The organism is Streptomyces sp. NPDC015130, from assembly GCF_043080005.1.
In the GTDB taxonomy this organism is placed as follows: domain Bacteria; phylum Actinomycetota; class Actinomycetes; order Streptomycetales; family Streptomycetaceae; genus Streptomyces.
Genome location: NZ_JBIBVC010000018.1, coordinates 1 through 15132, shown reverse-complemented (window position 1 = coordinate 15132; position 15132 = coordinate 1). Strand labels below are relative to the sequence as shown.

The following is a 15132-nucleotide window of genomic DNA, read 5'->3' as shown; positions in this document are numbered from 1 at the left end:
CCCCGGTCGGCTCGTCACGCACCCCCCGTCACCCCCGTCCATGCGGAACCGCTTGTTTCGGTCGGCCGCGACCGTGAGTATCGGGTCCGTGACTGTGACACGCCCGGCACGTCTCACGGGCGCCGCGCTCTGCGCCGCGCTCGCCCTCTTATCCGCCGTCTGGATCCTCAAGGACCTCGCCGCGCTCGGCTCGCCCGCCGACCTCGCGTGGTCCTGGACCGGGGACCCCGGCTCCCAGTACTTCCTGCGGGGACGGGTCGCCACCTCCCTGGCCGACCCCCTGCTCCTCGTCGTCTGCGTCGCCACCGCCGTCGCCGCCCTGCGCTCCCGCCACGCGGCCTCCGCGCTCGTCGCGACCGGCTCCGTCACCCTCGCCCTGCGCCTGCCCGGCCTCTGGGCGCCGGGGAGCGGCGCGCTCGTCACGGCCCTCCTCGAACTCGCCCTCGCCGCCGGTCTCGTCGGCACCGCCGCGGCGGGTCGCCGCAGGGCCGACGGCCCGCACGACCTGCTCCCGACCCGCCCCCGCACGGGCCCGTCCGTCACCGCGGGGGTCCTGCTGCTCGTCGGCGCCGCCGTCGTCGTCGCGTGGGAGGTGGACGCGGCCGTCGAACTGCCCCCGGAGATCACCGTCGACCGCTTCCTCGGCGGCCGGTCCCTCCTGGGACCGGTCCTCGCGCCCCCGCCCGGCTGGCTGGCGGTGATCCTCCTCGCGCTGTACGGCACCGCCGCCGTCTCCGCCTTCGCCCGCGCCCGCCACGCCCGGGCCTTCGGGCTGCTCGCCGGGGCGTTCCTGACGGCGACCGGCCTCGCCCTCCTCGCGAGGGTCCTCCGCTACGAGGTGATCCCGCACTTCGCGGAGGCCCGCACCGTCGAGCAGATGTCCGTCCTGACCGCCGTCTTCGGGGTGCTCGGCGGCATCGCGGTGCTCGCCCTCCTCGCCGGGCGCGGCGCCCCGCCCGCCGTGCCCGTCCCCTACGCCCCGCACGGCTCGTACGGGCCGCCGCCGGCCCCGCCGTACCCGCCGCCGCCCGGCTGGTGACTCAGGGCGCCGCCAGGCCCAGCGCCCTCCTCAGGAAGTCCACCTGGAGCAGGAGCAGGTTCTCCGCCACCTGCTCCTGCGGAGTCATGTGCGTGACCCCGGACAGCGGCAGCACCTCGTGCGGCCGGCCCGCCGCGAGCAGGGCCGAGGAGAGCCGCAGCGCGTGCGCGAAGACCACGTTGTCGTCGGCGAGACCGTGCACGACCATCATCGGCCGCGCGGGACCCTCCGGCGCCGTCAGACCGTCGTCGCCGAGCAGCGACTGCGCCGCGTACACCTCGGGACCGTCCTGCGGGGTGCCCAGGTACCGCTCCGTGTAGTGCGTGTCGTACAGCCGCCAGTCCGTCACCGGTGCCCCGGCGACCGCCGCGTGGAAGACGTCCGGCCGCTGGAGCACCGCCCGGGCGGCGAGATAGCCGCCGAACGACCAGCCGCGGATCGCCACCCGCCCCAGGTCCAGCGGGAAGCTCCCGGCCAGCGCCCGCACCGCCTCCACCTGGTCGTCGAGCGTCGGCGACAGATCGCGCAGGAGCGCCTTCTCCCAGGCGGGGGAGCGGCCCGGCATGCCCCGCCCGTCCGCGACGACCACCGCGAAGCCCTGGTCGGCGAACCACTGGGACGTCAGATAGGCCTGGTGCGCGGCGAGCACGCGCTGCCCGTGCGGACCGCCGTACGGATCGAGCAGCACCGGAAGCGGCCCGTCCCCCTCCGCGTACCCCGTGGGCAGCAGCACCGCGCACGGGATCCGCCGGGCACCCGCCTCCGTGAGCCGCACCCGGGGGAAGACCACCGGCTCCTGCGCGTACGAGCCCACCACGGCGACCTCCGCGCCGTCCCGCAGCACCCGCGCCACGCTCCCGGGCGCGTCCGGCCGCGCCGAGACCAGCACCGTCACGGGACCCGAGCGCACCGCCCGGTGCACCCCGGCCCCCTCGGAGATCCGCTCCGCGCCCCGCTCGGTCACCCGGTACACATGGATCTCGCCGGTCTCCGGCGCCCCGGCCGCCGCCCCGGCCGAGGCCGAGACGAGGACGTCGTCCTCCCCGAAGCCGAGCACCGCCCTGACGTGCAGCGTCCCGTCCGTCAGGAGCCGCTCCCCGACGGTGAGGGCCCGCGCCCCGCTCTCGTCCGTGACCCGGACGAGCTCCCCGTCCGGCGACCACGCCGGCACCCCCGGCAGCAGCTCCAGCCACGCGGGGTCCTCCTCCTTCCGCACGGTCGAGGTCTTCCCGGACTCCGGGTCCACCGCCAGGTTCAGCTGCGTCCGCTGGTCCCGCGCCTGGACGAGCAGCAGCGGGGCCCCCGCCGCCGACCAGTGCACGCGCGCGAGGTACGGATACCGCTCCCGGTCCCACGCCACCTCGGTGCGCGCCCCGTCGAGCCCCACGAGGAAGAGCCGCACCTCGGCGTTGTCCGTCCCCGCCGCCGGGTACGCGACCTCCTGGGGCGCCTGCCCGGGATGCGCCGGGTCGGCGATCCACCAGCGGCGTACGGCCCGGTCGTCCGCGCGCGCGACGAGCAGCCGGTCCGAACCGGGCGACCACCAGAATCCGCGGTCCCTCCCCATCTCCTCGGAGGCGATGAATTCGGCCAATCCGTAGGAGCTGTGCCCGTCTTCCGGAGCGGCGAGTTCCATATCGCCGGAACCATCCGCTCCGACCACCCGCAGCGCACCCTCCGCCACATACGCGACGAGCCGCCCGTCCGGCGAGGGACGCGGGTCGATCACCGGCCCCGGCACCGGGAGCTCCCGCGCCGTCCCGGCCCGCAGCTCCGCCGTGAAAAGCCGCCCCGACAGGGCGAACGCCGCCAGCTCCACGGCCGAGTCCACCGCGTACGCCACGATCCCGCCCGAGCCCTCCCGGCTCCGCTCCCGCCGCGCCCGCTCCTCCGGAGACAGCTCCTCCGCCGCTCCGTCGAGCAGCGTCCCGGGGTCGGCCGCCACCCGCTCCACCGGCACACCGCCCGACGGAAGATCGAGAACCCACAGCTTGTGCGAACGGTCGGTCCCCGACGCGGATCTGACGAACACGACGCGCTCCCCGTCCGGGGAGACCGAGAAGCCGCGCGGAACACCCAGCGTGAAGCGCTGGGTCCGGGCCTGCTGACGGGGGAAGGAGAGCGCGGCCCGGGGTGCGGCCGACGACTGTCGAGGCGAGGTCATGCGGCTGAAACTAGCGCCGTGCGCCCCCCTCGTGCCCCTGTCCGCCGATCGATGCGATGGCACGGATAGTTATGATCCGTAGCGCTAGGTGGGTATGTACCCGACTGGCACATGCTCGTGGACCGAACCGATCGAATATCCGACCGAAGAAGTGTGGAGGTGGACCGCCGTGGCACTCTCGATTTCGGTGGTGGTGCTGCTGGCGATCGTCGTCTTCCTGCTGATCCGGAAATCAGGACTGAAGGCAGGCCACGCGGCGATCTGCGCGCTCCTCGGCTTCTACCTGGCGAGCTCCTCCATCGCCCCCTCGATCAGCACGCTCACGACGAACGTGGCGAGCATGATCGGCGGCCTGAAGTTCTGACCTCGTAGGGCGCGGCGGGTCTCGTAGGCTGGGGCCATGACCGATCTTCCCGCCCGTCGTCTGCTCCTCGTGCACGCGCACCCGGACGACGAGTCGATCAACAACGGCGCCACCATGGCCAGGTACGCGGCCGAGGGCGCCCTTGTCACGCTGGTCACCTGCACGCTCGGCGAGGAGGGCGAGGTCATCCCGCCCGCCCTCGCCCACCTGGCCCCCGACCGCGAGGACCGGCTCGGCCCCCACCGCGTCGGCGAACTCGCCGCCGCGATGACCGAGCTGGGCGTCACCGACCACCGCTTCCTCGGCGGCCCCGGCCGCTTCCGCGACTCCGGAATGATGGGCGCCGAGCAGAACAAGCGCGAGAACGCGTTCTGGAACACGGACGTCGACACCGCAGCCCCCCACCTCGTCGAGGTCATCCGCGAGACCCGCCCCCAGGTCCTCGTCACCTACGACCCCGACGGCGGCTACGGCCACCCCGACCACATCCAGGCCCACCGGGTCGCCACCCGCGCCGCCGAACTCGCCGCCGACCCGGACTACCGCCCCGACCTCGGACCCGCCCACACGATCGCCAAGATCTACTGGAACCGCGTCCCGCGCCCGGTCGCCGAGGCCGGCTTCGCCCGGCTGCGCGCCGAGGGCTCCGCCTTTCCCGCCGTCGCCGCGGTCGACGACGTCCCCGGGGTCGTCGACGAGGACCGGATCACCACCGAGATCGCCGCGGGCCCCGAGCACACGGCCCGCAAGACCGCGGCCATGGCCGCGCACGCCACCCAAGTCGCGGTCGACGGCCCCTTCTTCGCGCTCTCCAACGACCTCGGCCAGCCGATCTTCACCACCGAGTACTACGAGCTCGTCCAGGGCACCCCGGGCGCCCCCGCCGGCGTCCGCGAGACGGACCTCTTCGCGGGGGTGACCGCGTGAGCGCCGCCTCCCGTGCCTCCCGGGCCTCCTCGGGCGGCTCCCCCCGGACCCCCGCCCCCGCCCCGGCGCCGGCCTCCCTCCCGACCTCCCCGGGCGTCCGGTACGCCTGGTACGGCGCACTGGTCGTGCTCGGCGCCCTCGTCGGGACCGCCGGAGCCCTCGTCCAGGCCGCCTGGTTCCCCGCCGGCCTGCTCCTCGGTCTCCTCGCCACCGGCGCCGTCTGCTACGGAGGGCTCCGCGCCACCGGCACCCAGCTCGGCGTCGTCGCCGCGGGCGGCGGCTGGCTCGTGGCCGTCATCCTGCTCAGCTTCGGACGCCCGGAGGGCGACGGGGTGTTCGGCGGAGGCGGCGGAGACCTGCTGTTCCTCTTCGGAGGCATGGCGATCGCTGTGATCTGCGCCACGTTGCCCCGGGTCCCGCGACCGACCCCGTGAACAGGACGACTTGAGACCGGGGACGCCCTGACTTCGGCCGGATTGCCCGTCGTCCGCCACCCAGGGGTCGGGTATGCGGCGGCGCTGCCCAGTATGGTGGTGCGCGCCGCCGAACCGCCCGGGTTACACGAGCATCAGCAAGAGCGGGCGGTGGAGCCAACCGGGAGATCCTGCTTTGAGTCGTGAAACTGGTCGAGAGACTGACAGTTCGTCCTCCGGCGCCCAGGGGCGCGGTGGAGCCGCGTACCCCTCGGGTACCCCGCCGTACGGATCCCGCCAGTCGTCGGAGGAGACCCCCGCCGCGCCCGCGCTGCCGGAGGAGCCCAAGACCGAGACGACGCTGACGACCCGGATCCGGATCAACATCCCGGGTTCGCGTCCGATCCCGCCCGTCGTCGTCCGCAAGCCGGTCGCCGAGGCGTCCCCGCCGGAGACGGCGGCGGCGCCGGAGCCGGCGCCCGTGGCGGAGCCCCCGGCGCCGGAGGCGGCTCCCGAGCCGGTCGCGGCCCCGGAGCCGGCAGGCGCCGAGGAGGCGCCGAAGGCCAAGGAGACGAGCGACTGGTTCGCCCCGCGCAAGGCGTCCCCCGCCCCCGCTCCGACCCCGGCCGCGCCCGCCGCCCCCGCCGCGCCCGCCGCCCCGGCGGCCCCGGGCCCGCTCGCCGCGGCCCCGGACGCGCCGGGCACGGGCTTCGCGGGCTCCGCCACCTCCGGCGTCCCGACGGTCGGCACGACCCCGTCGAGCCGCCCGGTGACGGCGCACCCCGGCGCCGGCAACCCGCTGTACGACATCGGCACCCCGGCCGGAGGCAGCCCCCGGTACGAGGGAACGCCCGGCTACGACGGCCCCGCCACGGGCAGCATGCCGATCTACGACGGCACGCCCTCGGGCGGCACGCCGATGTACGACGGGACCCCCTCGGCCGGAACCCCGATGTACGACGGGACCCCTTCGGGCGGCACGCCGATGTACGACGGCACCCCCTCGGCCGGGACCCCGATGTACGACGGCACCCCCTCGGCCGGGACCCCGATGTACGACGGGACCCCGGCGGCCGGTACGCCCCTGTACGACGGCACGCCCTCGGGGGGCACGCCGGCGTACCAGGCCCCGCCGTCCGGACCCACCACCGGCCCGGTCACCGGCACCGCCTCGCTCGGCGGCCCCGCGCCCGCCTCGCCGTTCCCGGGCGCGCCTCGTGTGCCCGGCGCACCCGGCGGCGCCCCGCGCATGTCGGACGACACGGCGATCCTGACCCCGCAGCCGCCCGCCCCGAAGCCCGCCCAGGGCCCGGGACAGGGCCAGGGACCGGTCCCCGGGCCGATGCGCCCGCAGACCCCCGGCGGCCCGGGCAGGGCCCCCGGCCAGGGCCTGGCCGCCGACGGCGGCGGTCACGTCTCCGGCGACACGCTCACGAGCGGCATCCCGGTCGTCCCGCCGGCGGCGGCCCGCCCGAACCTCACCCCGCGCATCGAGGAGGCCCCGGCCCCCGCGCCCGCGGCCGCACGTCCCGCCCCGGCGCCGAGCCGCGCCCCGGCGAAGAAGGGCCGCTCCAAGCTGGTCCTCGTCGCCGTGGGCGTCGTCGGCCTCGCGGGCATCGCCTACGGCGCCGGACTGCTCCTCAACCACTCCGACGTCCCCAAGGGCACCACGGTGCTCGGCGTGGACATCGGCGGCGGCACGAAGGAGGAGGCCGTCAACAAGCTGGAGGCCGCCCTCGGCAAGCGGGCCGCCGCGCCGCTCCAGCTCAGCGTCGGCGGCAAGAAGGTCCAGATGCCGCCGGAGAAGGCGGGCCTGGCCCTCGACAGCCAGGAGACCGTCCGCGCGGCCGCCGGCAGCGACTACAACCCGGTCTCCGTCATCGGCTCCCTCTTCGGCGAGCAGCGGGTCGCCAAGCCGGTCTTCCCGGTCGACGAGGAGAAGCTCGCCGTCGCCCTCCGGGACCTGGCGGGCAGCTCCGCCTCCGCGACCGAGGCGACGATCCGCTTCGCGCCGAACAAGGTGACCGCGATCGAGGGCAAGCCGGGCAACGGCATGGACGTCCAGCGCTCGATGATCTCCGTCCGGGACGCCTTCCGCGCCCAGGTCGAGACGGGCCAGGGCAAGGTCGTCGAACTCCCCGTCACCACGCTCCGGCCCTCGGTCTCGAAGGCCGAGCTGGACCGGGCGATGCGGGAGTTCGCCCAGCCGGCGATGTCCGACCGCATCACCATCAAGGCGGGCGGCAAGGAGATCCAGTTCGGCCCGGCGCGCTCGCTGCCGCAGATCCTCTCCATGAAGGCCGTCGACGGCCGCCTGGTCGAGGTCTACGACAAGAAGGCGATCGAGCGGCTCCTCGACGGAGCCTTCGACGGCATCATGATCACCAAGGGCGACGGCACCAAGCACCAGGTGTCCGCCGACGACGTGGCCTTCGTGATGCGCGACGCCCTGCTGGGCAAGACGAAGGCCGAGCGCACGAAGACGATCGACCTCTCCGGCAACGGCTGACACCCGGGCCGTACCCGCGGCTCCGCACCCCCGTCCGACCACCGTCGGGCGGGGGTGTCACGCGTCCGGGCCACCGTCGCGCGACGCCCGAGGCGCGGTCACCAGTCGCCCCCGTACCGCTGCCGTCTGTCCCGCAGCCAGGCCTGGATCTCCCGCGTCTCGGCGGCGGACGCCGGGCGGAGGTCGTCCGCGGGGATCGTCGCCACGAAGCGCGTGAACCGCACCCGCCGGTGCGCTCCGTCCACGCCGATGACCTTGCCGGGGCCGTAGACGTCGGTGCCCGTGTGGGCGACGAAGGCGCCGGGGCCGTGAGGGGTGTGCATCGCCAGCCTTTCGCCCTGTGTGCTGTTCCGGTCACACAGTGGCGTGGATCACGTTAGCTCCGACGGGCTCAGCCCGCCACGATCACGGCGGAGAGGGCGAGCGCGCCGGGCAGGGCCTGGGCGAAGAGGATCCGGCGGTTGGCGGTCGCGGCGCCGTAGATGCCGGCGATGACGACGCAGGAGAGGAAGAAGATCTTCACCCGGTAGCCGATCGGGTCGTCGGCGACCAGCCCCCAGACGAGCCCCGCGGCGAGGAAGCCGTTGTAGAGGCCCTGGTTGGCGGCCATGGGGGCGGTGGCGCGGGCCATCTGGGCGTCGAAGCCGGAGAAGCCGCGGCCGGTCTCCTTCTCCCACAGGAACATCTCCATCACCAGGATGTAGAGGTGGAGGAGGGCGATCAGGGCGACGAGGATGTCGGCGGTCAGATCCATGGCCGCATTGTGTCGCGGAGGTGGAGGCGGGGCGGTCCGCGACGCGGTGGCCGACGGCCCCGGCCCGCTCCCGGCTCAGGCCCGGCCCCTGCCCGCTCAGGCCCCGGTCCCCTCCCCGCTCAGTCGCTCGGCATCGCCGTGATGGCCGCCCGGGCGATCGTCGTCGCCTCCCGCTCGCACGTCTCGGGCGGGTGGCGTTCGCCGCCCAGGACCACGGCCACGATCAGGTTCCCCTTGCGGGCGTTGAGCACGCAGTTCGTGTCGCTGCCGCTCGGGGCGCTCCAGTAGGCCTCGTCGGCGAAGGGGAGGCTCGTCCCGCGTCCGCCCTCCGCGTCGTCCGCGAACTCGTCCTCCTGGCGGTCCGTCGCGTTCTCGTCCGTGCCCGCGCTGCGACGCAGTTCCCAGCGGACCATGGCGTGGGAGTAGAAGCTCCAGCCGTCCCGCTGCGTCTCGTCCCTGTCGTTCCAGGAGCAGCTGGTCGAGGCCGAGTCCGAGTACTCGGTGTACGAGTCCCGGGTCGCGTTCCGTCCCGGGAGCGCGATCTTCGCGGCGACCTCCGCGCACACCGGCATCGTCAGGTACGTGTCCGGGGGACCCGCCAGAAGCCCGCCGTCCTTGAGGGACCACCAGGCGCCGACGCCGAGGACGCACAGGGCGACGGCCGCGGCGACGGCGACCGGGCCCCGGCGGCGGCGCGCCGGAGCGGCGGGGGCGGCCTGGGTGACGACCGCCGTCGGGGTCGCTGCCGTACCCCCGTCGGGCGGGACGACCACCGTGCGTTCGGGGTCGTCGGGGGAGCCGAGCAGGCGGTCGACGGAGCGCTGTTGCTCCTCGATCATCGCGTGGACGGCGGGCGGCCACGGCCGGGCGGTCGGGGCCGCCGGGCCGAGCGCGGCGAGGAGCTGCGCGGGGGTGGGGCGGGCCGTCGGGTCCTTGGACAGGCACCGGCCCAGCAGGCCGGCGAGTTCCGGTGGTACGGCGCCGAGGTCGGGTTCCGTGTGGACGACGTTGTAGAGGGCCTGGAGGGTCGAGGGGGCCGCGAACGGGCTCGTGCCCGTCGAGGCGAGCGCCAGGAGCGAGCCCAGCGAGAACACGTCGCTCGCCGGGGTCAGCTCCTTGCCCTCGGCCTGTTCGGGCGACATGAAGGCGGGGGAGCCGACCACGAGGCCGGTGCCCGTGAGCTCGGTGACGTTCCCCGACTCGGCGATCCGGGCGATGCCGAAGTCGATGACCCGGGCGCCGTCCACCGAGAGCAGGACGTTCTCCGGCTTCAGGTCGCGGTGGACGATCCCGGCCCGGTGGATCTCGTCCAGGGCCGTCGCGAGCTGCACGGCGAGCCGCCGCACGGTCTCGACGGGCAGCGTGCCGGACCGTTCCACCGCCGCCCCGAGCGAGGGCCCGGCGACGAAGACGGAGGCGAGCCAGGGGACGGGCGCGTCGGCGTCGGCGTCCAGCACGGCCGCCGTGAAGGCGCCGGACACCTTCCGGGAGGCGTCGACCTCGCGCCGGAACCGGGCGCGGAAGCCCTCGTCGTGGGCGAACCGGGCGTGCACCTGCTTCACGGCCGCGAGCCGCCCGTCGGGCGCGGCGCCGAGGAGGACGCGGCCCATGCCGCCGCGGCCGAGTTCGGCGAGGAGTCGGTAGGGGCCCGCCTCGCGGGGGTCGGTGGGGCTCAGGGGCCTCGTCACTGTGCCGCCTCGGGCTTCACCAGCGCGACGGCCTGCCGCGCGCTGTTCTCGGTCAGGTCCTCACATGTGCCCAGGGGGTAGTTCGGTCCCTTCACCTGGACGAAGAGCTCCAGGTTGACGTCCCGGGCGTACAGCACGCAGTGACCGTCGGGCTTGTACCAGAGGGCCTCCTCGACGAAGTCGAGCGTCGAGACCCGCAGGGTCGAGCCGCGCATGTACATGCCTTCGTAGTGCTTCTTCGAGAGCTCGGCTCCGGTGGGGCCGCCCGGCCTGCTCCGGTAGAGCTCCCAGACCACGACGATCTGGTCGCCTGAGCGGGTGTTCCAGGTGCACTGGTTCCTCTTGGTGCCGTCGTCCCGGGTGGTGGGGGGACCCCCGTCCTGGGTCGGCTGCTGGGTGAACCCGGCGGGCACCTTCAGCTCGGGGAGCATGTCCTCGCAGGAGGGGATGGTCCCGGTGTAAGCGTCCGCCACCCGGCTCAGCGGCACGTTCCCCGGCGTCGGCACGGGCTCGTCGACGAACGTGTAGTACACGTCCTCCGCCCAGCCCGTCGCCGCGAACACCGCCCCGGTGACCACGAGGACCCCGGCGGCGACGGCGGCGGCCGTCCAGCGCCGGCGGCCCCGGCTCCGTACCCGGGGGAGCGGCGGCGGAGGGGGCGGCGGCGCGGGTGCCTCGCGCACCAGCCGGGCGACCTCGGCGGACCGGCCGGCGATCCGCCGGTGCACGGCCTCGGGCCAGGGCCGGGCGGTCGGCGCCACCGGACCGACGAGGGCCAGGAGGTCCCGCGGCGAGGGACGGGCCGCGGGGTCCTTGGCGAGGCACGCCGCGAGGAGCTCGCGCAGCCCCGGCGGTACGGCGTCGAGGTCGGGTTCCTCGTGGGCGATGCTGTACATCAGCGCGGGGGCCGAGCCGCCGCTGAACGGAGTCCTCCCCGTACAGGCCACGACCAGGGCGGCACCGAGCGCGAACACGTCGGCGGCGGGCGTCGGCGCCCCGCCGGTGATCTGCTCCGGTGCCATGAACGCGGGGGAGCCGATGAGCGCGCCGGTGTGGGTGAGCTTCGTCAGCTGGTCACCCGCCCGTGCGATGCCGAAGTCGATCACCCGGACGCCGTCGTCGGTGAGCATCACGTTCGAGGGCTTGAGGTCCCGGTGGACGAGGCCCGCACGGTGGATGTCGACCAGCGCCTGGGCGAGGCCGGCGGCCAGCTGCCGTACCGCCTCCTCGGGCAGGACGCCGTCCGCGAGGACGTCGCTCAGCGGGAGCCCGGGGAGGAAGAGCGAGGCGAGCCAGGGCGTCGGGGCGTCCGGGTCGGCGTCGACCACGGGCGCCGTGTAGGCGCCGGACACCCGCCGCGAGGCGTCGACCTCGCGGCGGAACCGGGACCGGAAGCCCTCGTCGTCGGCCAGCTCGGCGTGCACCTGCTTGACGGCGACCAGGCTGCCGTTCGGCGCGACCCCGAGCAGGACCCGGCCCATGCCGCCCTGCCCGAGCACCGCGACCGTGCGGAACGGCCCCACCCGCGTCGGATCGTCCGGCGTCGACGGACCCACGCGATCACCTCCCCCGTGAACGGGAAGGGATCCTAGTCGCGGCGGCCGCGGATCACTCCCGAATCCCGGAGTGATCCGCGAGACACCCACGGAAAGGGCAAGTCCGGCGCGCGGCGGCCTTGTTCAGTTCAGCCGGGCCCGCGCCGCCTGGGCGCGGCGGCGGATCGTCGTCGCCGACTCCGGGTCCACCGCGTCCATCACCCGCGCGTACGCCTCCATCTCCGCCGCCCCCGAGAGGAACTCGCCGCGCTGGACGAGCAGCTCCGCGCGCTCGTAGCGCAGCCGCGCCGGGTGCGAGGGCAGCAGCAGGGCGAGCTCCACGGCCCACAGGGCCACGTCGGAGCGCTCGGGGCGGGGGGCCGCCCAGGCGCGGATGTTGTTGAGGACGCGCAGCACGATCGCGCCCGGCTCGGCCGGCCGGAGCATGGAGCGGTCGAGGGCCTCGCCCGTCGCGCTCGCCACGAGCAGCTCCGCGTCCGGGCCCGTCAGGGGCCGGCCGCCGGAGAAGGGGTCGGCGAGGTTCAGGTCGGCGGGGTCGCCGAAGCCGACGACGAAGTGGCCGGGGAGCCCGAGCCCGTACACGGGAGCGCCCGCCCGGCGGGCGACCTCCATCCAGACGACGGAGAGCAGGATCGGCAGGCCCCGGCGGCGCCGCAGCACCTCGTGCAGCAGCGAGGACTCCAGGCGCTGGTAGTCGGCGGGCACGCCCTCGAAGCCCTCGCGGTGGCCGAGGAGCGCGGCGAGCTCGGCGGCCCAGGCGCCGGTGCTGCGGGTGGCGTAGGGGATGAGCCCGGCCAGGCGGTCGAGTTCGATCTCCGCCTCGTCGATGACGTGCCGGGTGACGGCCGGGTCGGCCACCGCTCCGACGAGCAGACAGAGCCGGGCGAGGTCGGGCCGCTCGGCCCGGGCCTCCTCCGCGAACTCCCGGCGCCAGTCGGGTTCGTCCTCCGGCGGTCCGTCGCCCGCCCGTGCGTCCGGTCCGTCGGACCCGGCTCCGTGCTCGGTCACGCCTCCGTCACGCCTCCGCCCATCGGTAGTGGTGGTAGTGGTGGTGGACCGCGAAGCCCATCCCGTCGTACAAGGCCCGGGCGCCGTCGTTGTCCGCCTCCACCTGGAGCCAGGCCGCCGACGCGCCCTCGTCGAGCGCCTGCCGGGCGAGGGCCGTCATGACGGTCGTCGCCAGGCCCTGCCGCCGGAGCGCGGGGTCGACCTCGACGGCCAAGAAGCCCGCCCAGCGGCCGTCGACGACGCAGCGCCCGATCGCCGCCGGTACCTCTCCCGTGCCCGCCACGGACGCGAACCACACACTCGGGCCGGAGGTGAGGACGGGCCGCACCGCCGGGCTCGGCTCCCCGAAGCGCTGGTAGCGGCGCAGCCACGACTCGTCGAGCGCGCGGGAGAGGCGTACGGCGGAGACGTCGGCGTCCAGGTCGCCGATCGGGGCGAGCGCCGCGATCCGGACCTCGGCGGACACCTCGCGCCGCCAGCCGTGCCGGTCGAGCTCGGCACCCAGCAGCTCCTGGGTGCCTTCGGCGCCGGTCGCGGTCTGGACGTACGCGGGGAGCTTCCGGGCCGCGTACCACTCGCGCACACGGATCAGGGCGTCGGCCACGGGGAGCCCGGGATCGCCGAGGGGCAGGACGGAGTTGGCGCGGCGGGTGAAGCCGTCGGCGGCCCGCAGGGTCCACTCGCCGAGCGGCTCGCTCTCGACCGGCTGCCAGGCGCGCGCGGTGGCCCGGGCCAGCTCCGGGAAGGTGGCCGAGGGGCCCTTGCGGCGGGCCGGGGCCGGGGGGACGACCTTCCCCGCGACGAGGGAGGCTTCCGCGATCCGGACGGTTTCCCCGCTCTTTCGTGTGATCACCGCCACACCGGAGTGCCACGATGTGAGCACTCCGACCGCGTCGGTGAACGTCGCTCCACCGGCGCTCGAGTCTGTCACGTACCGAACGGACACACGTTTTCCCACGTCAGCGCTGGTGATTCGGACCTTGAGAAGTCCTCCGCCGGTCAATTCCACAGCTTCTCCGCCCCTCCTGTTCGGATCGCCCCCAAGAACGGAGATACTAGGTGCGGGCATCGACGACGCCGCGCTCCCGCGCAGACCAGCCCTATCGAGGAGGAACGACAGCGTGACCTACGTCATCGCGCAGCCTTGTGTCGACGTGAAGGACAAGGCGTGCATCGAGGAGTGCCCCGTCGACTGCATCTACGAGGGCAAGCGGTCCTTGTACATCCACCCGGACGAATGCGTCGACTGCGGGGCCTGTGAGCCGGTCTGCCCGGTTGAGGCGATCTTCTACGAGGACGACACCCCGGAGGAGTGGAAGGACTACTACAAGGCGAACGTCGAGTTCTTCGACGAGCTCGGCTCGCCCGGTGGTGCCTCCAAGCTCGGCGAGATCGAGCGTGACCACCCCTTCATCGCCGCCCTGCCGCCGCAGAACGGCTGATCGACCGCTTCCGGTCCCGTACGGCGTCGGTCGCCGTACGGGACCGAGGCGTTTTCCCGTACGTACGAGGAAGTGAGAGCCAACCCGTGAGCGCAGTCTCTTCGCGCCTGCCCGTCTTCCCCTGGGACAAGCTGGAGCCGTACAAGAAGACGGCCCTGGCGCACCCGGACGGAATCGTGGACCTCTCGGTCGGCACGCCCGTCGACCCGGTCCCCGCGCTGATCCAGGACGCCCTGGTCGCGGCGGCGGACTCGCCGGGCTATCCCACGGTGTGGGGGACGAAGGAGCTGCGGGACGCGCTCACCGGCTGGTGCGAGCGGCGACTCGGCGCGGTGGACTTCGCCCACGAGAACGTGCTGCCGGTGGTCGGCTCCAAGGAGCTCGTCGCCTGGCTGCCGACGCAGCTGGGCCTCGGCGCCGGGGACAAGGTGGCGTACCCGCGCCTCGCCTACCCGACGTACGAGGTCGGCGCGCGGCTCTGCGGCGCCGAGCCCGTCGTCTACGACGACCCGACGGAGCTCGACCCGGCCGGTCTGAAGCTGCTCTGGCTGAACTCCCCGTCCAACCCGACGGGCAAGGTCCTGGCCAAGGACGAGCTGACCCGGATCGTCGCCTGGGCCCGTGAGCACGGCGTCCTCGTCTTCTCCGACGAGTGCTACCTGGAGCTGGGCTGGGAGGCCGACCCGGTCTCCGTCCTGCACCCGGACGTCTGCGGCGGTTCGTACGAGGGGATCGTCGCCGTCCACTCGCTCTCCAAGCGCTCCAACCTGGCCGGCTACCGTGCGGCCTTCGTCGCGGGCGACGCGGCGGTCCTCGGCGAGCTGCTCCTGATCCGCAAGCACGGCGGCATGATGACCGCGGCCCCGGTGCAGGCGGCGACGGTCGCGGCGCTCGGCGACGACGCGCACGTGGCCGAGCAGCGCGAGCGGTACGCGGCCCGCCGGGCGGCGCTGCGGGCGGCCCTGGAGGCGCACGGCTTCCGGGTCGAGCACAGCGAGGCGAGCCTGTACCTGTGGGTGACCCGGGACGAGCCGTGCTGGGACACCGTGGCGTACCTGGCGGAGAAGGGCGTCCTGGTGGCGCCCGGCGACTTCTACGGCGAGGCCGGGGAGCGTTTCGTGCGGGTCGCGTTCACGGCGACGGACGAGCGCGTCGAGGCGGCCGTGAAGCGCCTCGCCTAGGGCGTGTTGCGAAAGTAGCGCCGGCCGCCCGAAGGGCGGGCCCGACGGCGTCTGGTGCGTGCGATCGCAAGGCGGAGGGTCGCCCCG

At 74.6% G+C, this 15132-nt stretch carries 14 protein-coding genes; 7 read left to right on the top strand and 7 right to left on the bottom strand.

The genetic code is table 11. From position 1 onward, the window contains the following. Positions 1–88 precede the first annotated feature (88 nt). Entirely contained in the window at positions 89–1039 is a 951-nt protein-coding gene (locus ACF08F_RS30230) for a hypothetical protein (RefSeq protein WP_392301702.1), read from the top strand. A 1-nt stretch (position 1040) separates the two neighbouring features. Here ACF08F_RS30230 and ACF08F_RS30225 read toward each other — a convergent pair whose 3' ends face one another. Further along, complete coding sequence (locus ACF08F_RS30225) at positions 1041–3203, bottom strand: prolyl oligopeptidase family serine peptidase (RefSeq protein WP_392301701.1); 2163 nt, start codon at positions 3201–3203, stop codon at positions 1041–1043. Positions 3204–3372: 169 nt separating this feature from the next. On the opposite strand from ACF08F_RS30225, the gene ACF08F_RS30220 reads away from it, so the two are divergent. The 4 genes from ACF08F_RS30220 to ACF08F_RS30205 all read left to right on the top strand — a co-directional run bounded on the left by ACF08F_RS30220 (position 3373) and on the right by ACF08F_RS30205 (position 7416). Next, the gene (locus ACF08F_RS30220; protein WP_046911704.1) at positions 3373–3567 is read left to right on the top strand and encodes a hypothetical protein; all 195 of its coding nucleotides are present in this window, start codon (positions 3373–3375) and stop codon (positions 3565–3567) included. Positions 3568–3603: 36 nt separating this feature from the next. Further along, positions 3604–4494 (top strand): N-acetyl-1-D-myo-inositol-2-amino-2-deoxy-alpha-D-glucopyranoside deacetylase, encoded by an 891-nt coding sequence (gene mshB, locus ACF08F_RS30215; protein ID WP_392301700.1) that lies wholly within the window; start codon positions 3604–3606, stop codon positions 4492–4494. Further along, on the top strand, positions 4491–4928 hold the full coding sequence (locus ACF08F_RS30210) for a DUF6113 family protein (protein WP_392301699.1): 438 nt from the start codon (positions 4491–4493) through the stop codon (positions 4926–4928). The genes mshB and ACF08F_RS30210 overlap by 4 nt, the downstream gene beginning before the upstream one ends. A 73-nt stretch (positions 4929–5001) precedes the next feature. After that, complete coding sequence (locus tag ACF08F_RS30205; protein WP_392301698.1) at positions 5002–7416, top strand: hypothetical protein; 2415 nt, start codon at positions 5002–5004, stop codon at positions 7414–7416. 98 nt (positions 7417–7514) lie between these two features. Here the strand turns inward: ACF08F_RS30205 and ACF08F_RS30200 are convergent, their stop codons facing one another. From ACF08F_RS30200 to ACF08F_RS30175, 6 genes are all read right to left on the bottom strand, one after another. After that, on the bottom strand, positions 7515–7739 hold the full coding sequence (locus ACF08F_RS30200) for a hypothetical protein (RefSeq protein WP_392301697.1): 225 nt from the start codon (positions 7737–7739) through the stop codon (positions 7515–7517). 68 nt (positions 7740–7807) lie between these two features. Next, on the bottom strand, positions 7808–8170 hold the full coding sequence (locus ACF08F_RS30195) for a DUF1304 domain-containing protein (protein ID WP_392301696.1): 363 nt from the start codon (positions 8168–8170) through the stop codon (positions 7808–7810). Between the two features lie 119 nt (positions 8171–8289). Continuing rightward, entirely contained in the window at positions 8290–9858 is a 1569-nt protein-coding gene (locus ACF08F_RS30190) for a serine/threonine-protein kinase (protein WP_392301695.1), read from the bottom strand. Beyond that, positions 9855–11414, bottom strand: coding sequence for a serine/threonine-protein kinase (locus ACF08F_RS30185; RefSeq protein ID WP_392301694.1), 1560 nt, complete (start codon positions 11412–11414; stop codon positions 9855–9857). Before ACF08F_RS30185 ends, ACF08F_RS30190 begins: the two co-directional genes overlap by 4 nt. Positions 11415–11537: 123 nt before the next feature. Next, a complete protein-coding gene (locus tag ACF08F_RS30180; RefSeq protein ID WP_392301693.1) occupies positions 11538–12422 on the bottom strand; it encodes a tetratricopeptide repeat protein in 885 nt (294 codons plus the stop codon). 7 nt (positions 12423–12429) lie between these two features. Continuing rightward, positions 12430–13431, bottom strand: coding sequence for a GNAT family N-acetyltransferase (locus tag ACF08F_RS30175; RefSeq protein ID WP_392301692.1), 1002 nt, complete (start codon positions 13429–13431; stop codon positions 12430–12432). Positions 13432–13543: 112 nt separating this feature from the next. Here ACF08F_RS30175 and fdxA point away from each other — a divergent pair, with 112 nt between their 5' ends. Continuing rightward, positions 13544–13864: a ferredoxin gene (gene fdxA / locus ACF08F_RS30170; RefSeq protein ID WP_015035968.1), complete on the top strand. Its 321-nt coding sequence runs from the start codon at positions 13544–13546 to the stop codon at positions 13862–13864. Between the two features lie 86 nt (positions 13865–13950). Then, positions 13951–15045, top strand: a complete 1095-nt coding sequence (locus ACF08F_RS30165; protein ID WP_392301691.1) for a bifunctional succinyldiaminopimelate transaminase/glutamate-prephenate aminotransferase — start codon at positions 13951–13953, stop codon at positions 15043–15045. Positions 15046–15132 lie beyond the last annotated feature (87 nt).